This is a genomic window from Dyella sp. AD56 (genome assembly GCF_002878475.1).
Taxonomy (GTDB): domain Bacteria; phylum Pseudomonadota; class Gammaproteobacteria; order Xanthomonadales; family Rhodanobacteraceae; genus Dyella.
Genome location: NZ_NRDP01000001.1, coordinates 314,350 through 335,306, shown reverse-complemented (window position 1 = coordinate 335,306; position 20,957 = coordinate 314,350). Strand labels below are relative to the sequence as shown.

General features: G+C 63.7%; 20 protein-coding genes. 14 read left to right on the top strand and 6 right to left on the bottom strand.

What is annotated here, in order from left to right:
* The first annotated feature begins 124 nt into the window (after positions 1 to 124).
* The 9 genes from aroQ to purH all read left to right on the top strand — a co-directional run bounded on the left by aroQ (position 125) and on the right by purH (position 7,621).
* A complete protein-coding gene (gene aroQ, locus DyAD56_RS01480; protein WP_102300952.1) occupies positions 125 to 583 on the top strand; it encodes a type II 3-dehydroquinate dehydratase in 459 nt (152 codons plus the stop codon).
* A gap of 68 nt (positions 584 to 651) precedes the next feature.
* Complete coding sequence (accB, locus tag DyAD56_RS01475; protein WP_102300951.1) at positions 652 to 1,107, top strand: acetyl-CoA carboxylase biotin carboxyl carrier protein; 456 nt, start codon at positions 652 to 654, stop codon at positions 1,105 to 1,107.
* A gap of 21 nt (positions 1,108 to 1,128) precedes the next feature.
* Positions 1,129 to 2,496 carry an acetyl-CoA carboxylase biotin carboxylase subunit gene (accC, locus tag DyAD56_RS01470; protein WP_102301102.1) on the top strand — a complete coding sequence of 456 codons (1,368 nt, stop codon included), beginning with the start codon at positions 1,129 to 1,131 and terminating at the stop codon, positions 2,494 to 2,496.
* 49 nt (positions 2,497 to 2,545) lie between these two features.
* Complete coding sequence (locus DyAD56_RS01465) at positions 2,546 to 2,911, top strand: hypothetical protein (protein WP_102300950.1); 366 nt, start codon at positions 2,546 to 2,548, stop codon at positions 2,909 to 2,911.
* Positions 2,912 to 2,985: 74 nt separating this feature from the next.
* Complete coding sequence (gene prmA / locus DyAD56_RS01460) at positions 2,986 to 3,939, top strand: 50S ribosomal protein L11 methyltransferase (RefSeq protein WP_102301101.1); 954 nt, start codon at positions 2,986 to 2,988, stop codon at positions 3,937 to 3,939.
* A gap of 133 nt (positions 3,940 to 4,072) precedes the next feature.
* Positions 4,073 to 4,858, top strand: coding sequence for a zinc-ribbon and DUF3426 domain-containing protein (locus DyAD56_RS01455; RefSeq protein WP_102300949.1), 786 nt, complete (start codon positions 4,073 to 4,075; stop codon positions 4,856 to 4,858).
* A 292-nt stretch (positions 4,859 to 5,150) separates the two neighbouring features.
* The gene (locus tag DyAD56_RS01450) at positions 5,151 to 5,438 is read left to right on the top strand and encodes a helix-turn-helix domain-containing protein (RefSeq protein ID WP_046970233.1); all 288 of its coding nucleotides are present in this window, start codon (positions 5,151 to 5,153) and stop codon (positions 5,436 to 5,438) included.
* A 49-nt stretch (positions 5,439 to 5,487) separates the two neighbouring features.
* The gene (locus tag DyAD56_RS01445; protein ID WP_199178855.1) at positions 5,488 to 5,940 is read left to right on the top strand and encodes a GNAT family N-acetyltransferase; all 453 of its coding nucleotides are present in this window, start codon (positions 5,488 to 5,490) and stop codon (positions 5,938 to 5,940) included.
* A 70-nt stretch (positions 5,941 to 6,010) separates the two neighbouring features.
* Positions 6,011 to 7,621 carry a bifunctional phosphoribosylaminoimidazolecarboxamide formyltransferase/IMP cyclohydrolase gene (gene purH, locus DyAD56_RS01440; RefSeq protein WP_102300948.1) on the top strand — a complete coding sequence of 537 codons (1,611 nt, stop codon included), beginning with the start codon at positions 6,011 to 6,013 and terminating at the stop codon, positions 7,619 to 7,621.
* Positions 7,622 to 7,920: 299 nt separating this feature from the next.
* Here purH and DyAD56_RS23785 read toward each other — a convergent pair whose 3' ends face one another.
* Entirely contained in the window at positions 7,921 to 8,067 is a 147-nt protein-coding gene (locus DyAD56_RS23785; RefSeq protein WP_158241222.1) for a hypothetical protein, read from the bottom strand.
* Positions 8,068 to 8,696: 629 nt separating this feature from the next.
* Positions 8,697 to 9,707 carry a bile acid:sodium symporter family protein gene (locus tag DyAD56_RS01435; protein ID WP_102300947.1) on the bottom strand — a complete coding sequence of 337 codons (1,011 nt, stop codon included), beginning with the start codon at positions 9,705 to 9,707 and terminating at the stop codon, positions 8,697 to 8,699.
* A 95-nt stretch (positions 9,708 to 9,802) separates the two neighbouring features.
* Here DyAD56_RS01435 and DyAD56_RS01430 point away from each other — a divergent pair, with 95 nt between their 5' ends.
* Both DyAD56_RS01430 and DyAD56_RS01425 read left to right on the top strand, forming a co-directional pair.
* Complete coding sequence (locus DyAD56_RS01430; protein ID WP_102300946.1) at positions 9,803 to 10,693, top strand: LysR family transcriptional regulator; 891 nt, start codon at positions 9,803 to 9,805, stop codon at positions 10,691 to 10,693.
* Positions 10,694 to 10,766: 73 nt separating this feature from the next.
* Positions 10,767 to 11,477, top strand: coding sequence for a glutathione S-transferase (locus tag DyAD56_RS01425; RefSeq protein ID WP_102300945.1), 711 nt, complete (start codon positions 10,767 to 10,769; stop codon positions 11,475 to 11,477).
* Between the two features lie 3 nt (positions 11,478 to 11,480).
* On the opposite strand, the gene DyAD56_RS01420 is transcribed toward DyAD56_RS01425, so the two are convergent.
* Entirely contained in the window at positions 11,481 to 11,912 is a 432-nt protein-coding gene (locus tag DyAD56_RS01420) for an EamA family transporter (RefSeq protein WP_102300944.1), read from the bottom strand.
* 36 nt (positions 11,913 to 11,948) lie between these two features.
* Positions 11,949 to 12,473 (bottom strand): DUF2782 domain-containing protein, encoded by a 525-nt coding sequence (locus DyAD56_RS01415; RefSeq protein ID WP_102300943.1) that lies wholly within the window; start codon positions 12,471 to 12,473, stop codon positions 11,949 to 11,951.
* A gap of 162 nt (positions 12,474 to 12,635) precedes the next feature.
* On the opposite strand from DyAD56_RS01415, the gene polA reads away from it, so the two are divergent.
* From polA to DyAD56_RS01400, 3 genes are all read left to right on the top strand, one after another.
* Positions 12,636 to 15,407 (top strand): DNA polymerase I, encoded by a 2,772-nt coding sequence (gene polA / locus DyAD56_RS01410; RefSeq protein ID WP_102300942.1) that lies wholly within the window; start codon positions 12,636 to 12,638, stop codon positions 15,405 to 15,407.
* Between the two features lie 135 nt (positions 15,408 to 15,542).
* On the top strand, positions 15,543 to 15,854 hold the full coding sequence (locus DyAD56_RS01405) for a hypothetical protein (RefSeq protein ID WP_146010411.1): 312 nt from the start codon (positions 15,543 to 15,545) through the stop codon (positions 15,852 to 15,854).
* 350 nt (positions 15,855 to 16,204) lie between these two features.
* A complete protein-coding gene (locus DyAD56_RS01400; protein ID WP_102301099.1) occupies positions 16,205 to 17,233 on the top strand; it encodes a LacI family DNA-binding transcriptional regulator in 1,029 nt (342 codons plus the stop codon).
* A gap of 27 nt (positions 17,234 to 17,260) precedes the next feature.
* Here DyAD56_RS01400 and DyAD56_RS01395 read toward each other — a convergent pair whose 3' ends face one another.
* Together DyAD56_RS01395 and DyAD56_RS01390 are read right to left on the bottom strand one after the other, a co-directional pair.
* Positions 17,261 to 18,748 carry an MFS transporter gene (locus DyAD56_RS01395; protein ID WP_102300940.1) on the bottom strand — a complete coding sequence of 496 codons (1,488 nt, stop codon included), beginning with the start codon at positions 18,746 to 18,748 and terminating at the stop codon, positions 17,261 to 17,263.
* The gene (locus tag DyAD56_RS01390; RefSeq protein ID WP_102301098.1) at positions 18,745 to 20,952 is read right to left on the bottom strand and encodes a Six-hairpin glycosidase-like protein; all 2,208 of its coding nucleotides are present in this window, start codon (positions 20,950 to 20,952) and stop codon (positions 18,745 to 18,747) included. Before DyAD56_RS01390 ends, DyAD56_RS01395 begins: the two co-directional genes overlap by 4 nt.
* Positions 20,953 to 20,957: the final 5 nt, after the last annotated feature.

The window sequence follows — 20,957 nt, the reverse complement described above, 5'->3', positions numbered from 1 at the left end:
CGCACGGTTTAACCTTGACTTCTCCTTCAAACATCGCCGAACTGCGCCGAACTGGACAACATCCGCCGGGGCGCGCACACTCCGCGCCGGACGCCGGCCTCGCCGGTGCAATCTGGATGCTGGCGTGGCGAAGGTTCTGGTCCTGCACGGGCCCAATCTCAATCTGCTGGGCGTACGTGAGCCGGAAGTTTATGGCCGCGACACCCTGGCCGATATCGACGCTGAGCTGACCCAGCGCGCGCAAGCGGCGGGACACAGCGTGGAAACGCTCCAGTCGAATGCCGAACACGCGTTGATCGACCGCATCCACCAGGCCCGCCTGGACGGCACGGCGATCATCCTGATCAACCCGGGCGCCCTCACCCACACCAGTATCGCCCTGCGCGACGCGCTGGCTGGCGTGGCGATCCCGTTCATCGAACTGCATCTTTCCAACGTGCACGCCCGCGAGGCCTTCCGTCGCCACTCCTATCTCTCGGACATTGCCGTTGGCGTGATCTGCGGCTTCGGCGCAGACAGCTACCGGCTGGCGCTGGATGCCGCCCTGAACCGGTTGGACCGCGCGGGCGCGTCCGCCTCCTGATACCGGGCTTTCTGCCCACGATTTTCCATTTCGGCCCCTCTGGCGGCCTCAACGAAAAGGTTTGAAACATGGACCTGCGCAAGATCAAGAAGCTCATCGACCTGCTCGAGGAATCCAACCTCGCGGAACTTGAGATCAAGGAAGGCGAAGAAGTGGTCCGCCTGTCGCGCGTGCCCAAGGGCACCGTGACGATGGCTCCCGCGCCGGTGGCCATGCAGCCTGCGCCAGTGGCCGCCGCGCCCGTCGCAGCACCTGTCGAAGCCGCCCCGGCTGAGGCTGCGCTGCCCGCCGGTCACGTAGTAAAGGCGCCGATGGTCGGCACCTACTACGCCTCGTCCAGCCCGGGTGCCGCCGCGTTCGTTAAGGTCGGCCAGCAGGTCAAGGCCGGCGAGACGCTGGGCATCATTGAAGCGATGAAGATGTTCAATCAGATCGAGGCCGACGTGGCCGGCACCGTGAAGGCCATCCTGCTTGAGAATGGCCAGCCGGTGGAATTCGACCAGCCGATGTTCGTGATCGGCTAAGCCCGGCCACCCTCTATGCCCATGCTCGAAAAAGTCGTCATTGCCAACCGTGGTGAGATCGCGCTGCGCGTGCTGCGCGCCTGCCACAGCCTTGGCATCAAAACCGTGGCGGTGCACTCCACCGCCGACCGCAACCTTAAGCACGTCGGCCTGGCCGACGAGTCGATCTGTATCGGCCCCGCGCCGTCCGTCGACAGCTACCTCAATATCCCGCGCATCATCGCTGCGGCGGAAATCACCGACGCCCAGGCTATTCACCCGGGTTACGGCTTCCTCTCCGAGCGCGCCGACTTCGCCGAACAGGTGGAGCAGTCCGGCTTCATCTTCATTGGCCCGACCGCCAATGTGATCCGCCTGATGGGCGACAAGGTGGAAGCCATCCGCGCGATGAAGGCCGCCGGTGTACCGTGCGTGCCGGGCTCGGGTGGTCCGCTCGGCGACAATGTGGAAGAGAACATCCGCATTGCGCGCGACATCGGCTACCCGGTGATCATCAAGGCCGCCGGTGGCGGCGGTGGTCGCGGCATGCGCGTGGTTCGCACCGAAGCGCACCTGGGCAACGCCATCACCATGACCAAGCAGGAAGCGAAAGCCGCTTTCGGCAACGATCAGGTGTACATGGAGAAGTTCCTGGAGAATCCGCGCCACGTGGAAATCCAGGTGCTCGCCGACGGCCAGGGCAACGCCATCCACCTGGGCGAGCGCGACTGCTCCATGCAGCGTCGCCACCAGAAAGTGGTGGAAGAAGCACCCGCGCCGGGCATCACGCCGGAATTGCGCGAGCAGATCGGCAAGGTGTGCGTGGACGCGTGCATCCGTATCGGCTATCGCGGCGCTGGCACCTTCGAGTTCCTGTTCGAAGACGGCCGCTTCTACTTCATCGAGATGAACACCCGTATCCAGGTGGAACATCCGGTGACGGAGCTGATCACGGGTATCGACCTGGTGCGCGAGCAGTTGCTGATCGCCGGCGGCGAGAAGCTCTCGATCCGCCAGGAAGACATCAAGATCAACGGCCACGCGATCGAATGCCGCATCAACGCGGAAGATCCGGATAACTTCCTGCCCTCGCCGGGTACGGTGAAGCGCTTCGAGGCACCGGGCGGTCCGGGTGTGCGCGTGGATACGCATCTGTACGACGGCTATCGCATTCCGCCGAACTACGACTCGATGATCGGCAAGCTGATCGTGCACGGCCCGGATCGCGAAACCGCCATTGCGCGCATGCGTCTGGCGCTTGCCGAAACGGTGATCGAGGGCGTGAAGTGCAACATCCCGTTGCAGCAGCGCATCATGGCTGACGTCGGTTTCCAGCAGGGTGGACAGAACATCCACTACCTGGAAAAGCGCATGGCCGAGCAGAAGGAAAAGGCCGCCACTGGCGGCTGATGCTTGACCGGCGAGCTGCTTCAGCAGCTCGCCGGCGTTGCCTTCGACGATGTCCGCACTACTCACTCTCCGCGAAGCCATCGACGCCATCACCGACGCGTTCGATGAAGGCGACGGCTGGGACCGTTACGCCTGGGTCTATATCCACGGCCACGTGACCGACCCCACCTGCCGGCTGTATCTCTCGCACGTTGCCGACGAAGACGACGCGCTGATCGCCGACCACGGCGAAGCCCTGCCGCCTTTCGCCGCGCAACACCATCTGCGCCATTTCCTCGAAGCAGCCGATTTCGCCGAGGTGCTGTTCGTGCAGCGCCGGCATCATCCATCGTCCACGCTGGACGACTTGGCTCGCGCGCTGGATCACTACCGCAAGCACGATAGCTTCCTCGGCGTTCCGCCGGAATCGCTGTAACCACGCGGGCTGGCGCCGTGCACCACGCCGGCCACATCGGCGACAATGCGCGCCTGAACCGCAGGATTATCCCCATGCCCTGGCTCGAACTCTCGCTCACCATCCGCGCCGATCAACAGCCTCGCGTCGAAGAAGCGCTGGATGACCTCGGCGCGCTGTCCGTCACGCTGCAGGACGCCGATGCGGAGACGCCGGACGAGCAAGCCATCTTCGAACCGGGCGTAGGCGAGTTGCCACTGTGGCCGACCATCACGCTCAACGCGCTGTTCGAGGCCGATACGGATCGCCGCGGCCTGGGCGAAGCACTGGGCGACTTGCTGCCCTGGCTGGAGCCCGACCACATCCAGTTCCGCGACATCGCCGACCAGGACTGGGAACGCGCCTGGATGGATCAGTTCAAGCCGATGCAATTCGGCCAGCGCCTGTGGATCTATCCGTGGAATATCGAGCCGCCGGCCGGTGAGGACATCGTCGTGGTGCGCCTGGACCCGGGTCTCGCTTTCGGCAGCGGCACGCACCCCACCACCGCGCTGTGCCTCGCATGGCTCGACAGCCTGGATCTGAAGGGTAAGAGCATCACCGATTTCGGCTGCGGCTCCGGCATCCTCGCCATCGCCGCGCTCAAGCTTGGCGCCGCCAGCGCAGTAGGCGTGGACAACGACCCGCAAGCTCTCACGGCCTCTGCGGACAATGCCGAACGCAACGAAGTGGCGGACCGCCTCGCGCTTTATCTACCGGAAGATTTCGCGGCCTCGGCCGCTCCTGCGCATCCTGCGCCCGCGGCACTAGCGCATCCCTGCGCGTCGCCTGCCGACGTCTTCATCGCCAACATCCTCGCCGGCCCGCTCGGCGAACTGGCGCCCACCTTTGCTGCTGCTGCCAAACCCGGCGCACCATTCGCCATCTCCGGCATTCTGCAAGGCCAGGAGGACGAACTGCTGGCACGTTACGCCGAGTGGTTCGACGAGCTCCGCGTGGAGGCACAGGAAGACTGGGTCCGCATCAGCGGGCGACGCAAGAGTGGCTGATAGAGCGGCTCTTGTTTCATCACGCTCCACATCACCGTAACTGAGTGACCATTCACGATCTGGGCTCATGCGCGGGTGATTTGTCGCGCGCGGTGCACTAGGCTTGCCGTCGAGCCCGATCATTACGGTCCGCATGTACGCCCAATGCCCCGACTGCCTCACCGTGTTCTCCGTGAACACGGAAACGCTTGCGCAGGCGCGCGGCGAAGTCGTGTGCGGACATTGCGATGCGATCTTCGACGCACTGGCAAGCCTCTGCGACCAGTTGCCGCCGGAACCTTTCCAACAGCTGCCGCCACGCACGCTGGACTTGCCGCCTCGGCTCGACCTCGCGGTCTATCGCCCACCTGCCGAGCTTCCCGCCGTCGCGGAGGCACCAGCTCCGCACGATGTGCTCGACGAGTTCGCCGACCTCGTGGTGGCACCGCGTTTCGCGCGCCGGCCGGAGAAAAAACGCCGCTGGCCATGGATCACCGCCTGTACGCTGCTGCTGCTCGCGCTGGCCGCACAGGTCGCCTGGGCCAAGCGCGACGTATTGATCGCCGACGATACTGCCGGCCCGCTGCTGCGCAACGCCTGCGCCACGCTGGGCTGCCAACTGCCGCCGGTGCAGGACACCTCGCGCCTGATCATGGTGGCGCGCGACGTACAGGCCCACCCCTCCGTGCCTGGCGCGCTGCTCATCACGACGAACCTGCGCAACGACGCACCGTTCGCGCAGCCGTATCCCACCGTATCGATCACGCTGTCCGATGCCAACGGCAACCGGCTCGCCATGCGGCGCCTTCGTCCCACGGAATATCTCAGCGACAACGCCGTGCTGCAGGCAGGCATACCGCCCGGCGGCAGCGCGGCGCTGATGCTTGAAGTGGAAGATCCGGGCGGCAAGGCTGTCGCCTTTGAATTCGGTTTCGAATAGCCATCCATTCGATCTATTGCCGAAAAAGTGCAAGTGAGCGCACGGTTCTTATCGTCAGTTTCCGCACAGGCACAGGTCGTGCCATCAATGCAAGTGCATGTCCATAGGACATTTTGTTTTTGAAGGCCAGATGCCCTCTTACGAACCGGGTACTTAAAATTCTCGGCACGCGAGGGTAAACTCGCTCCTTCGTCTTGTGCTGCACCCGGCGTTCCATGCGAGCCGCCGCCCGCGGTATTGCCATAAACATTGCGGTGGCCTACGTAGCCGCCGTGTCAGAACGTGAGGGGAAATGCCCGTGAACGCCGTAAGACTGCCTGCCAGCGAGTCTCCCAAAGAGACGTCGTCGCAGAGCGCCTTGAGCGAATGCGTCAGCCGCACCGTCCGCCGCTATCTCGCCGACATCGGCGATACGGAATGCGACGAGGGCCTGCACGCGCTCGTCATTCGCGAAGTCGAAGGCCCCCTCCTGCGCGAAGTGCTGGCCTGGCACGACGGCAACCAGAGCCGCGCCGCTGCGGTGCTCGGCATCAATCGCGCCACCTTGCGCAAGAAATTGGCCGCACACGGCCTGCTCTGAAGGGACGCCGCTCGCTCGCGCACGGAATCGCGCGACTGGATCGAAAGCCATGACCCTGCCCATTTCGATTCGTGCCGCATCGGCGGCCGACGAACCCCGCATCACGGAAGTGTGGGAAGCGGCAGTTCGCGCCACACATGATTTTCTTGCGGAAGAGGACATCATCTTCTTCCGCTCCTTCCTGCCGCATATCTTTGGACGGCTAAACGTGCGCGTGATCGAACGCGACGGCCACGTGGAAGGCTTTATCGCCACTAACGGCCACCACGTCGAAGCCTTGTTCGTAAACCCCACGCTGCACGGCCAGGGCCTGGGGCGTCGCCTGCTTGATCAGGTGATCACCGAGGCCCCCTCGCACCCGGCGTGGACCACCGACGTAAACGAGCAGAATCCGCAGGCGGTACGCTTCTATCGGCGCTACGGCTTCGTGGAGATGGGACGCTCCGAACTGGACGGCAGCGGGCGCCCATTTCCGCTGTTGCACCTGGTACTGCGCGCCTAAAGAAGGCCAAACCGCGCGCCCGAGAGCGCTGGGTCTATAATTGAGGTCTTTCCCTCTAGGAACATGCCTCATGTCCGCCGCGTCCCCGGCACCGATTCGCCGTGCCTTGCTTAGCGTCTCCGATAAACAGGGCCTGCTCGATCTCGCCCGCCGCCTGTCCGCCAAGGGCGTGGAGCTGCTTTCCACCGGCGGCAGCGCCAAGGCGATACGCGATGCAGGCATCCCGGTGAAGGATGTGAGCGAACTGACCGGCTTTCCCGAGATCATGGACGGTCGCGTCAAGACGCTACACCCCAAGGTGCATGGCGGCCTGCTGGGTCGTCGCGGCGTCGACGCCGGCGTGATGGCGGAACTGGACATCGCGCCGATCGACCTGCTGGTGCTCAACCTCTATCCGTTCGAGCAGACCGTGGCCCGCGCTGACTGCACGCTGGAAGACGCCATCGAGAACATCGACATCGGCGGCCCGGCCATGCTGCGCTCCGCCGCGAAGAACTGGAACGACGTGGGCGTGCTTACTTCGCCTGACCAGTACGACGACGCGCTGGCGGAGATCGAAGCGCACGGTAGCCTCTCGCGCGCCACGCGTTTCAAGCTCGCAGTCGCCGCGTTCAACCGCGTGTCCAACTACGACGGCGCGATCAGCGACTACCTCTCTGCACTCAAGCTCAACGACGACTTCGACGCCATCGCTGGCCACGACCCGTTCCCCGCGCAGACCAATGGCCGCTTCGTCAAGCTGATGGACCTGCGCTACGGCGAAAACCCGCACCAGCAGGCTGCGTTCTACCGCGACCTGTATCCCGCGCCGGGCACGCTGGCCACGTTCCGCCAGCTGCAGGGCAAAGAGCTCTCCTTCAACAACATCGCCGACTCTGACGCTGCGTGGGAATGCGTGCGCAGCTTTACCAAGCCGGCCTGCGTGATCGTGAAGCACGCCAACCCGTGCGGCGTGGCAGTGAGCCTTGACGGCATCGGCCACGCCTACGACCTGGCTTACCAGACCGATCCGACCTCCGCCTTCGGCGGCATCATTGCCTTCAACCGCATCGTGGATGCGGCAACCGCAAAGGCCATCGTTGATCGCCAGTTCGTCGAAGTGGTGCTGGCGCCGGGTTATGAAGACGACGCACTCAAAGTCTTCGCCAAGAAAGCCAACGTGCGCGTGCTGGAAATTCCGGCACCGGCCGATGGCGACCTCACCAAGGCACATCCGGGCAACGACTCCCGTCGCGTAGGCTCGGGCTTGCTGATCCAGACCGCCGACCGCGCGACGGTGAAGCCCGAAGACCTGAAGATCGTCACCAAGCGCGCGCCGACGCCCGCCGAGATCGACGACCTGATCTTCGCCTGGAAGGTAGCCAAGTACGTCAAGAGCAACGCCATCGTGTACGCGAAGAACCGCCAGACCATCGGCGTGGGCGCAGGCCAGATGAGCCGCGTGTACAGCGCGAAGATCGCTGGCATCAAGGCCGCCGACGAGAAGCTGGAAGTGCGCGGCTCGGTGATGGCATCGGATGCGTTCTTCCCGTTCCGCGATGGCATTGATGCTGCGGCTGCGGCGGGTATCAGCGCGGTGATCCAGCCGGGTGGCTCGATGCGTGATGCAGAGGTGATTGCTGCGGCGGATGAGCATGGTATGGCGATGGTGTTTACTGGGATTCGCCACTTCCGCCATTGATCGCGTTTGTGTCGTCTCTCCTTTTGGGGAGGGTTGAGGTGGGCGGTCAATCTGGTTTCGGCGGATTCGTGAATCCTGCGTGGATCGGGCGAGTGCGGCGCTGAAGGAACGCCTCAGGTCTACTCCCTCTCCCCTTCGGGGAGAGGGTTGGGGTGAGGGGTGGGTGCTCGCCTCATGGTTCCATCTTTAGCCGTCACCCCGGCGCAGGCCAGGGTCCTGAGCCTCGGTGTTTGATTGTTGCGTTACCGCGATCTGGCCGCTTACGCAGCGGGCGTTTCGCCCTCCTGCCGGAGGCCGAGTCACTTTTCTTTGCTTGCCCAAAGAAAAGTAACCCAAAGAAAGGGCACCCCCACTTGGCGCTGGCCGGTAAAGCCGGCCAGTTCGTGAGGGGCGGCCGGGCTTTTCGACAGGGCATCCTGCCCTGACGAAAAGGGATCGGCATCCATGCCGATCCCCCTGCGGGCCTTTTCGTCCACCCCTCACCGCCGCACAGGGGGCCCGGAAGGTCACAAGCTCAAAGCTGACGGCTCGTGCAGCTGCGCTGCACATCGCATCGCGGCAGCAGGTCGCGTTGCTCCTGCTCTAGGGCTCAAAGCCAAGGCAGAAGAGAAAGACGATCTCGTTAGGTGGCGCGTTCACCATACCGGTAGGGAAGCGTAGCGAAGCCTGCTTTAAGTCCTCTCCGCATCGGCGCGTTGCGAAGCGCTTGGAAGTACCCGCTGTGTTGAGGCGAAGGTGGCCAAGCAACACGATTCCTCAGCCGTTCGGGCTTATCCCATCGAAATGCCGCGGGCGTTGGCTTTACGGCCATTTTCTTTGGGTTACTTTTCTTTTGGGCCAGCAAAAGAAAAGTGACTCGAGCGTCCCACGGGGACTAGCTTCGCGTCGTCGGCATACGATCGAAACGCCCGCTGCGTAAGCGGCCAGATCGCTGTAACGCACGAGGCGACAGCCAATCACTGACGCCGCGGGATCCCGGTCGCCACCGGGATGACGGCCAAAGATGAAACGGTGCAGAGAGCACCCGACCTTTACCCTCTTTTCGGGGCTCACCCAAGAACAGCAAAAGAGCCCCTCAGCTCGCCACCTGCGCCTCCTCCGACCCACCACCACACTCAAGCTCCACCGGCCTCGCCGCATACTTCCGCGCCAACACCGCACACGTCATCAACTGAATCTGATGAAACAACATGATCGGCAACACGATCGTGCCAAGCGGATGCCCCGCGAACAACACCTTCGCCATCGGCACACCACTCGCCAAACTCTTCTTCGAGCCGCAGAACACAATGGTGATTTCGTCCTCGCGGCTGAATCCCAATGCGCGCGAGCCATACCGCGTGATTAGCAGCGCAATCGCCAGCAACACCGCATTGACCACCAGCAGGCCTCCAAGCACAGGCAGCGGGATCTGCTTCCACAAGCCCTGTAGTACCGCTGCGCTGAAAGCCGTGTAGACCACCAGCAGGATCGAACCCTGGTCGACGTATGACAGCAGCGCCCGATTGCGCTCGACCCACCGACCGATCCAACGTTGCGCTACCTGACCGGCTACAAACGGCACCAGCAGTTGCAGCACGATGGCACCAATGGAATCCCAGTTCATCCCATTCTGCCCGTGCGATTCCAGCATCACGCCGACCAGCAGCGGAGTGATAAAGATGCCGAGCAAGCTCGATGCGGAGGCCGAACAGATCGCCGCGGGTACATTGCCGCGCGCCATCGAAGTAAACGCGATGGACGACTGCACCGTCGACGGCAGCGTGCACAGGAACAGCACGCCCAGATAAAGCGACGGATTCACCAGCGGCTGCAGCACAGGGCGCAGCAACAAGCCCAGTACAGGGAACAGCACGAAGGTGCTGGCCAGTACGGTCAGGTGCAGGCGCCAGTGCGTCATACCGGCCACCACCGCTTCACGGGACAGCTTGGCGCCATGCAAAAAGAACAACAGTGCGATCGCCAGATCGGTAAGCACGTTGAACACGCTCGCCGTGGTGCCGCGACAAGGCAGCAGGCTGGCCAGCAGCACGGTGATGATCAGGGCGCAGGTAAAGCGATCGGGCAGGAAGCGACGCAGGAACATGGCCGTAGGGAACGCATCGGGGAATTGCCGCTATTGGACCGCTAGGTCATTGATAAATCAAATCGTTTTATCTGATTCACTGATACCATATAGGCATGAATATCAGCCTGCGCCAGCTTCGTGCCTTTCTCGCAGTGGCTCGCCAGCAGCATTTTCGCCGGGCTGCGGAGAGCCTGCATCTGAGCCAGCCCGCCGTGAGTCGCTACATCGCCGACCTGGAGGTCGAGCTGGGTATCCGTCTGTTCGACCGTACCACCCGCGAAGTGGTGCCCACCGACGCTGGCCGCTACCTGGAAAGCGCCATCGGCCGCGTGCTGGACGAACTGGAGGGCGTGCTTTCGCATGTGCACTCAGAAAGTGAGCGCAAGCGCGGCAAGGTGCACGTCGCGTCGGTCCCCACCCTCTCAGCAGGGCTGATGCCCACCTGCATTGCAGAGTGCGCCGCGCTCTATCCGGAGCTCACCATCCAGTTGCACGACCAGGCGCAGACCCTGGTGCTGGACAGCGTGCGCGGTGGCGAAGTGGATTTCGGCGTCGCCATCGATCCGCCCCTGACCGGCGAATTCGATACCGAGTTGCTGCTGCGCGATCCGTTCGTGCTGGTTTGCCGTCCCGAGCATCCACTGGCCCAACTGGACCGCGTGCCCTGGCGCAAGCTGCAGGGGCAACCGCTGATCCTGCTCGACTACTCCTCGGGCAGCCGCCGCCTGATTGACCACGCATTCGCCAGCCGCGGCATTGAGGCGAACGTTGTGCAACAGACCGGCCACACGCTCACGGCCTTCCGCATGGTGGAAGCCGGCTTGGGCATCAGTGTCAGTCCGGCGCTCGCTCCACCGCCGCCCACGCTGGCAACGCGCCCACTGACACCACAGGAAAGCCGCGAGGTGGTGCTGATCAAGCGCAAGCAACGCTCGCTGTCGCCCTTGGCCGCGCTGGTGTGGGAGCAACTGATAGCGTTGAGCAAGGGCGCACCACCCCTGTAGAACCACATCCGCCGCTCACGCTTCCTTGAATGCTCGCCGCCTAGCCTCGGCGTTTTCCACGAAGGCTTTCGCCATGCGCTATGAGCTCTACTACTGGACCAGCATCCAAGGCCGCGGCGAATTCGTCCGCCTTGCCTTGGAAGACGCAGACGCGGCCTACACCGACGTCGCCCGCGTGAAAGGCGATCACGCCATCATGCCGTTCCTGCGCGGCGAGCACCCTGGTGCCCTGCCCTTCGCACCACCGTTCCTTCGTGCCGGACGCCAGGTCATTGCGCAGACGGCGAACATCCTCGCTTTTCTCGCACCGAGGCACGGCCTGGTACCCGCGTCCGCAACTGGTCAGGTCTACGCGATGCAATTGCAGCAGACCGTTTCCGACATCGTCGCGGAAGTGCACGACACGCACCATCCGATCTCAGTCGAGGAATACTACGAAGAGCAACGCGCCGAGGCGCGCAAACGCGCGGCAGCCTTCTGCACGCAACGCATGCCGAAATACCTGGGTTACTTCGAGCAAGTGCTCGAGCGCGGCGATGGGCAACATGCCATCGGGCGCAAGCACTCGTACGTGGACCTGTCGCTGTTCCAGCTGATGTCCGGGTTGGACTATGCGTTCCCCAACACCATGAAGGGTCTACGCCGCCGCACCGCCCGACTGCGCGCACTACGCGGCCGCGTGGCGGCGCGACCGAACATCGCCGCCTATCTGGCGTCGGATCGACGCATTCCGTTCAATGAAGATGGCATCTTTCGCCACTATCCCGAGCTGGACGAAGGCTGAGGCTCAGAACACCGCGATGATGATGGCGCCGGTGACGATGAGCCCGCCGCCAATGGCCAGCGGCCAGCTCAGCTGCTCGCCCAGCAGCACGATGCCAAGCACGATGGCGATGGCAACGCTCAGCTTGTCGATGGGCGCCACCTTGCTGATCGGCCCCAGCTGCAGCGCGCGGTAATAGCAAAGCCACGAGAGACCCGTGGCGATACCCGAAAGCACCAGGAATACCCAGCTGCTCACCGGCAGGCCCGTCGGGCGTACCCATTCGTTCCTCAAACTCAAAATGCCGGCCGTCACCAACAGGATCACGATGGTACGAATGAAGGTGGCGAGGTTGGAGTTGATCCCCGCCACGCCCATCTTGCCGAACAGTGCCGTAAGCGCCGCGAAAAACGCCGAACCCAGCGCGAAGAGCAGCCAGCTCTCGCGCAGGTTCATGCCAGCTCGCTCGGCAGCGTGGTCATGCGCGGCTGACTAACCGCCACTGTCCTGGTCACTCGCCGGGCGGCTCTTGCCCCACTCGATGACCTTGTACATGACCGGCTTTACGTGCTCACCGGCCTGGTTCGTCCACGCGCCCTTCTGGTCGACCATATAGGTCTGCGGAATGCCGCCCTTGGGCGTCACCACGACCATATAGACCTGACCGCTGCGACTGTATTCCTGGATCGTCTGGTCGCCTTCGGTGCGCACCTTTACCTGCGGCGGCGCGTTGCCGTTCGGATCACGCGGCTGGGCGTCGGAGGTGGCCGGCGTGGTCGTGGCCGGCTGGCTCAACGTCGCTTCCGTGTCGGCAGATACCTGGCCGGATTTGGAGGCGGACGAGGCGGAGGACTTGGACGGCACCTTGGGTGCCGGCGGTGGCGGCGTGGCCTGCACACCCGGATCGTTCATGCCCGGCGGCGGCGGTGCCGGCGGGAACTGACTGGGAGACGACTGGGCAAGCGCATTCGACGCGACGGCCACACCAAGAACAGCGAGCAGAACAACGGGTTTCATGATGACGGCCTCCTGTGGGAAATGGAGCATAACAGCGCAAAACCGCATGGCTTGTGAAGCGGCCGTATGCCTCACCCAACGTCGTCGATGGACGACACGGGCCACACCAGCCCGGCCTGAACGGAGGGCGCCCTCAGCCCGGCACGCATGCGAGAATGCCGCATGGCCAAGCTCATTCTTATCGACGGTTCGTCGTACCTGTACCGCGCTTTCCACGCGCTCCCGCCGCTCACCAACTCGCAAGGCGAGCCCACCGGCGCCCTGTTCGGCGTAGTGAACATGCTGCGCTCTACGCTGAAGGCGAAACCCGATTACGTCGCCTTCGTCAGCGACGCCCCCGGCCCCACCTTCCGCAACCAGCTCTACGACCAGTACAAGGCCAACCGCCCGCCGATGCCGGACGATCTGCGCGCACAGGTGGAGCCCATGCTGGCCATCGTCGGCGCGCTGGGCTTTCCTATCCTGCGCGTGGGTGGCGTGGAAGCAGATGACGTGATCGGCACGCTGACCGAACAGGCGCATGCGCAGGGCATCGAGGTGGAAATTTCCACCGGCGACAAGGATCTTGCGCAGCTCGTGCGACCGGGCGTCACCCTGATCAACACCATGACCAACACGACCACCGACAGCGCTGGCGTGATGGAAAAGTTCGGCGTCGAGCCCACGCAGATCATCGACTTCCTTTCGCTCACCGGTGACACCGTCGACAACGTGCCGGGCGTGCCCAAGTGCGGCCCGAAGACCGCGGCCAAGTGGTTGGCCGAGTACCGCACGCTCGACAACCTGATGGCAAACGCCGACAAGGTCGGCGGCAAGATTGGCGAGAGCCTGCGCGCCGCACTGCCGCAGCTACCGCTGTCGCGCGATCTGGTGACGATCAAGATCGATGTGCCGCTGGATCAGTCCGTTGCCGAATTGAAGTTCCATGAACGCCACGTCGAGCAATTGCGCGAGTTGTATGCGCGCTATGAATTCAAGGCGGCGCTGAAGGATCTCGAGGCTGAAACCAACGGCACGGCAGGAGCACAACCCGCGCGCGACACGAGTTCGCCGAATGCCTCATCCGAGACCGGTCGCGCACAGGGCGCGCTCCTGCTGGAAGCCAGCACACAAGACCTTTCGATGGCCGGTCAGTACGAACTGGTGACCACGCAGGCACAGTTCGACGGCTGGCTGGCGAAGATCGCCACAGCGCCGCTGGTGTCGTTTGATACGGAAACTACCTCCATCGATTCGATGCAGGCGGACATCGTCGGCCTGAGCCTGTCGGTAGAGCCGGGCCATGCGTGCTACGTGCCGCTTGCTCACGACTACCCGGGCGCACCCGCGCAACTTTCGCGTGAGCACGTGCTCGCTACACTCAAGCCCTTCTTCGAGGACGCCAGCCGCCCGAAGATGGGTCAGCACGCGAAGTACGACATCAACATCCTGTCGAACTACGACATCCATCTGCAGGGACTCAAGCACGATTCCATGCTGGAGTCATACGTGTGGAACGCCACGGCGACGCGCCACGACATGGATTCGCTAGCCAAGAAATACCTCGACGTCGACACCATCAAGTACGAACAGGTGGCCGGCAAGGGCGCCAAGCAGATTCCGTTCTCGCAGGTGGACCTGGATACCGCCTGCCGCTACGCCGCCGAAGACGCTGACATCACGCTGCGCCTGCACCACGCCCTGTGGCCCAAGCTGGAAAGCGAACCGACGCTGCGCTCGATCTACGAGAACATCGAGATCCCGCTTATCCCCGTGCTCGCTTCGATGGAGCAGCGCGGCGTGCTGATCGACGTGAGCGAGCTGCGCATGCAAAGCCAGCAACTCGGCAAGCGCATGCTGGAACTACAGCAGGAAGCTTGGAAAAGCGCCGGCCACGAGTTCAACCTCGACTCGCCGAAGCAATTGCAGGCCGTGCTGTTCGACGAATTGGGACTACCGGTCAAGGTGAAAACACCCACCGGCCAGCCGTCCACCAATGAGGAAGCGCTCGAAGCCATCGCGGATGATCACGCGCTGCCGCGCCTGATCCTCGACTACCGCGGCCTCGCCAAGCTGCGCTCCACCTATACCGACAAGCTGGCGCAGATGGTCAATCCGCGTACGGGCCGCGTGCACACCAGCTACCACCAGGGCTCGGTGGCGACGGGCCGCGTGTCCTCGTCCGATCCCAACCTGCAGAACATTCCCATCCGCACCGAGGAAGGCCGCCGCATCCGCCAGGCTTTCGTCGCTCCGGAGGGTTGGGTGGTACTGGCGGCCGACTATTCGCAGATCGAACTGCGCATCATGGCTCACCTGTCCGGCGATGAAGGCCTGCTCAAAGCTTTCCACGAAGGCGGCGACGTGCACCGCGCCACCGCCGCCGAAGTGTTCGGGCTCAAGCCGGAAGAGGTCAGCGCCAACCAGCGCCGCGCCGCCAAGGCAATCAACTTCGGCCTGATGTACGGCATGAGCGCCTTCGGCCTGGCCCGCCAACTGGGCGTGGATCGCGGCGAAGCCAGCGACTACATGGCGCGCTATTTCGCCCGCTATCCCGGTGTGCATGCCTTCATGGAAGCCACCCGCCAGCAAGCTCACCGCGACGGTTACGTGGAAACGCTGTTTGGTCGCCGTCTCTATCTGGAAAACCTCACCGCACGCAATCAGGCGCTGCGCGCGGGCGCCGAGCGCGCCGCGGTGAACGCGCCGATGCAGGGCACGGCGGCCGACATCATCAAACGCGCCATGATCACCGTGCACGATTGGCTACAAACGCGCGCCGACGACGCTCACATGCTCATGCAGGTGCACGACGAACTGGTATTCGAAGTGCGCAAGGATGTGGTGGACGAGGTGCGCGCGGGTGTCATCGAGCGCATGTCCAGTGCGGCGACGCTATCCGTGCCGCTACTGGTGGAAGCCGGCGTGGGAGCCAACTGGGGTGAGGCGCATTGATCAAACCCCGCCGCCAAGTCGCCATGTAAAGCGACATCCATGATCGCTCGCCTTCAGATCGCGCCAGGGACGTCGGCACGTATCGCATGCCTTGCGAGTATCGGCGCGTGGTTGTGTTTGCTCACTGGCTCGTGGATGGCTTGGCGCAAAATGCTTGGAGATTCCGCCTGGGATCTCCTGCTGAGTGCGTGGAATTTCTTCGGAAACCTACTTGACCTGATGGTCGACGGTCGCTGGAGCGGTAACGCTTCCGTCTCCGGAGGAGTCCTTGAAATACTTTGCCTGGGATTGGCGACGGCAGGTCTGTGGCTAGCGCGGCGAAACCGGCGTATTCCGATGGCAAACATCGCCATCGGCCTGAGCGTCGCATTGCTTGGACTGGCCCTGGTTTCGATAGCGCTCCAGGTCGTGCTCTACGTTTGGCTAAAGGACGCGCACTGGCGTTGAAGGCCAGCCGTTAACATTTCATCAAATGAACCATCCCTAACCAAAATCGGCCTGACGTGTGCAACTTTTGCTCCGTCCTGCGTTCTTAGTTATCGGATGCACGCAACGGCGTCCTCGGGTTCGCCACCTCCCTGGACGAACCCAACCGGTCAGCAAACCTCTCCCCTGGGTTTTGCTGCCACCCCGGCCCCGAGGATTCCCCCCTAATCCTCGGGGCTTTTTTATGCCTGCTGCCCGGAACACCGAAGCGAAAGGACAGCGAGCACTCAAGCGGATAGGATTTGCGCCAACCAACCGTCGGGCCACACGGACCGCGGTCGGCACTGCTCAAGGGTCATCTCGGCGTGCAGATCAAGGGAAAAGTCACTTCATTCGATATCGCTCACTTGGCCGGGGTTTCCCAGTCCACGGTGTCGCGCGCGCTGCGCGGCAGTCCGCTGGTCAACGAGGAGACCCGCCGGCGCATCCAGGCGGCGGTCGATGAGCTGAACTACAAGGTCGACAAGAACGCCTCTGGGCTGCGCGCCAAGCACACCGGCACGCTCGCCCTGTTGCTGTTCGAGGACCCAACCGCCGACGAGTCGCACATCAACCCGTTCTTCCTGTCCATGCTGGGCTCGATCACGCGGGCCAGCGCGCAGCGTGGCTACGACCTGCTGATCTCGTTTCAGCAGTTTTCGCGCGACTGGCACGCCGACTACGCGGACAGCAAAAAGGCCGACGGCATCATCCTGCTGGGCTACGGCGACTACCTCGCCACCCGCGACAAGCTGCAGAAGCTGGTGGATCAGGGCACGTGCTGCGTGCGCTGGGGCGCCGTGCTGCCCGACCAGCCGGATGTCTCCGTGGGCTGCGACAATGTCAGCGGCGGCCGGGACGTCACCCTGCATCTGCTGGACCAAGGCTGCCAGCGCATCGCCTTCCTCGGCGACGCCTCCAGCCACTATCCCGAGTTCTTCGATCGCTACCGCGGCTATGCGCGCGCGCTCAACGACGCCGGCCTCGATGCCGAACCGTTGCTGCAGGTGAACGCCGAAAGCACCGAACAGTCCGGCTACAACGCTGCGGAAACACTGATGGCGCGCGGCGTGGCGTTCGACGCCGTGTTCGCCGCCAGCGACCTGATCGCCATCGGCGCCATGCGGGCCCTGGCCGACCACGGTCTGCGCGTGCCCGACGACGTGGCGCTAGCCGGCTTCGATGACATTCCGGTCGCCAGCTTCGTCAATCCACCGCTGACCACCGTGCTGCAGGACACCCATCTGGCGGGTGAGATCCTGGTCGACAACCTGCTGGCCCTGATCCGCGGCCAGCCGGCGGAAAGCGCGATGCTTCCTGCAAAACTGACCGTACGGAAATCCAGCCTCAAACCCCGCTGATGCCCCAGCTTAGTCGGCGTCGCTGTTTCAGGACGCCTCGGCTGCCGATAACTGCGCCGAAGGCTCTGCCACGCGCAGCGTGCACAAGCCAGCAACGACGAGGCTCGCACCGCCCATCGCCAACGCCCAGATCGGCTGACCGTGAAAGAACAGGCGCAGCAGCAGCCCCAACACGCTCGCCGCCAGCAGTTGCGGGATCACGATGAAGAAATTGAAGATGCCCATATAGACGCCCATCTTCGTCGCCGGCAGGTTGTCCGATAGCAACGCATACGGCAGCGACAGAATGGACGCCCACGCAAAGCCCACGCCCACCATCGACAGCAGCAACCAGTGCGGATCGCGGATCAGCAGGAACGAGAGCAGGCCCACGCCGCCCAGCCAGCAATTGACGAGGTGGCTTGCGCGCAAGCCCCACCGACGTACCATCCAAGGAATAACCGCCGCCGCGACAGCGGCAAAACCGTTGTAGGCACCGAACAGCACACCCACCCAATTCGCGCCCTCGTTGTAGAGCGCCGAATGCGTGTCGGTGGTGCCGTAATGCACCGACGTCACCGCGGCCGTGGTGTAGATCCACAGCGCGAACAGCGCGAACCATGAGAAGAACTGCACCACCGCCAGCCGCCGCATGGTTTCCGGCATACCGTAGAGATCGCCCATGACCTGTCGGAGCATGCCGCGGGTACGCGCCACCGACAGCCACGAGAACAGCGCGCCGAACAGAGCCAATCCGCCCGCGAGCAGATAGAGCTCCTTCTCCAGCCCGTAGTAGCGAATGGCCACCAACAACACGATGCCTGCCACGATCAGCGCAGCGCCGAGGCGCCATGCGCCCGAGGCTTCCGTCTCGCCCGCATCCACCGGATTGTCGGTAAAGGCCTCCAACTCACCAGGCGGGTACTCGCGCGTGGTCAGCACCGTCCACAACACCGATCCCAGCAGCACCACGCCGCCCAGGTAGAACGCGTATTTCACCGTGTCGGGAATGGCGCCCTCGCCCGCGACGTTGCTCACGCCGAGCTTGGCGAGCAGCCAAGGCAGCAACGAGGCCACCACCGAGCCCACGCCGATGAAAAAGCTCTGCATGGCGTAACCCACCGGGCGCTGGCGCGGCGGCAGCTGATCACCCACGAAGGCGCGGAACGGCTCCATCGAAACGTTGATCGAGGCGTCCATGATCCACAGCAAACCTGCCGCCACCCACAGCACCGGCGAATTGGGCATGCACAGCAGGGCCAGCGTGGTGAGCACCGCGCCGATCAGGAAGTACGGGCGCCGACGCCCCAGTCGCGTCCACGTGCGATCCGACAGGTAGCCGATGATCGGCTGCACCAACAGACCGGAGAACGGCGCCGCGATCCATAGCGCGGGAATGTCGCCAACATCCGCGCCCAAGGTCTGGAAGATGCGGCTGACGTTCGCGTTCTGCAGCGCAAAGCCGAACTGGATGCCAAGGAAACCAAAGCACATATTCCAGATCTGCCAGAACGAAAGTTCGGGCTTGCGCGTCATGGTGCGGAAGATCCCTGTGGCGCAGGCGACACCAGCATCGCTTCGACAGACGCATTGTTCACCGGGCCGCCCGCCCCACCTTGCTCGCCGGTGTAATGCGCGTTATGGCGCAGATCACTCATGTTGAACCCCTGGTCCAGACGGAAGCGGCAGGCCGCTCCTCCCTGGGCCATAAAGGTGGCGGTGGTGGAGCGCTGCATCCCCACACTATGCGGCATCACGACCGGCACGCGCTGTGGCGCTGCACCATCGCACGAGACGTCGAGCATCTTCACCGCCGCCGTCACGCCCGTATTGATGGGGCCGTGGTCGTTCGCGTAGTCGAACGAGACCGCGAAACGGCCGCTGCGCGCCGGAGCCCATGTCCAAGGCCCGTGTCCCGCCACACGCACTTCCTCACCCTTGCAGGTTGGCAGGCTGGGCAGTGATTCCAGACCACCATCACCCACACGTGTGAGTTGGAAGCACTGCCGCGTCACGCCCTTGGGCACCGTAAGGCTATCGTCGATAGCACCAACCCGGCGACCATCCAGATAGAGCACACCCTTGCCGGAGAAGCTGACCTGCCAGCCGTTCGGCGTATCGGCTACGGTTGGTGCATCTGGCATGTCGGGACCAAACAGCGGTGCGTCGGTACGCAGGAGCTTCGCGCCGGAGTGAATCGCCTTCAACTGGACGACGGTTTCGCCGCCCTCGCGATGTTGCGACTGCGCCACTAACAGGTCGCCATCGACCTTGGCGGGCCGTAGCAACGTGATGCGCTGGTCGCCAAGATTCAGCGTGATCCTGGCTTGCTGCCCAAACAGTGGAGCGAGCCATGAGGCCGGCAATTTCGGATCGATGCGGCCATCGTCGCCCACGCCAAAGACGCCGTTGACGACCATGTCGAGATAGCCCGCCACGGACCACAACTGCCGCGGCGAATTCACCACCGGGCCGCTGAGCTTGCCCTCGTCGACGTGCACCGCCTGCGAGACCAGCTCGTAGTTCTCCATATTGGACGAGGCAAGCGCGGCGCCGCGCAGCAGCGACTCCATCTCGTGCGCGATGCGCGGCGCATCGTTCACCGTGCGCGCGGCACGTAGTGAATAGGCGCTCACGAACGGCCAGATGGCGCAGTTGTGATAGACGGGCTGGTCCTTGCGCTCAGGCCAGATCACCGGACTGCCGGCCGACCACGCGGGATAGTTCGCCAGCGTCTGCTTCGCCCTTGTTGTATCGGCCACGCCGCTGGTCACGGCCAACGCGATAGCGAGTAGGTCGTAGCTATCGACCGGCATCGCCCCGGCTCCGATGTAGCTCATGTACATGCCGCGATCGGCGCGCCAGAACCGCGTATTGATCGCCTGCTTCAGCGCTTGTGCCTGCCCGCGATAATCGGCGGCGCCTGCGTCGTGTCGCTGCTCCGCCATCTGCGCAGCGAGCTTTAACGCCTGGTAGTGCAACACATTGGTGGACAGCGCGAAGGACTCGCCAATGAAGCGTACGTCCTTCTCCGTCCACGCTGGATAGGTTTGCTCGCGCCAATCAAGGAACGAGGTTTCACCGCGATACAGACCCAGCGCAGAGTCAAAGATGTAAAGGCGATCCTGCGCCAGCGTGTCCTTCAACGCCGTCCAGGTATCGTCAGCAAAGGCCTTGTCGTCGAGCAAGTGGCGCGCGCCGAGGAACCACACCACGCGATCGGTGCTGATCGGCCAGCTGCCACCGGAACCGGTGTCCTGCATCACGTACAGGCCCTGCGGCACGGAGGGCTCGCGCACGTCGGACAGCTTGAAGCGTAGCGAGTTGCGCGCGCGGTCCGCATCGATGCGCCACAGCGCGAGGTCGATGGAATACGACACGTCGCGCGTCCACACGTACGGCCACTTCTCGCCCGTGGCGTAGCACACGCATGGAATCTCCTGCCCGTGGTCGTAGGCGCCGTCCTTGATGGCGGACACCGCGTCGTGACTCAGGTCGTCCTGCGCCATGGCGAACAGGCCATCGAACAATGGGCTCGCAGTGTGGACTGTCATCTTCTGCGCGGGAATGGCGCGATCACCCGCGGGGGCGTGCAACACGAAACCACCATCGGCCTGCGCACTCATGCTGGCGACCTTGCCCTGCCAACTCACGTTGCCCTGCGGGGTGATCGCCTCTGCCTGCACAGCGCCGACAATCAGCCATGCCGCGCAGGCCAGCGCGATGCGAGTGCGATGCATGGAAC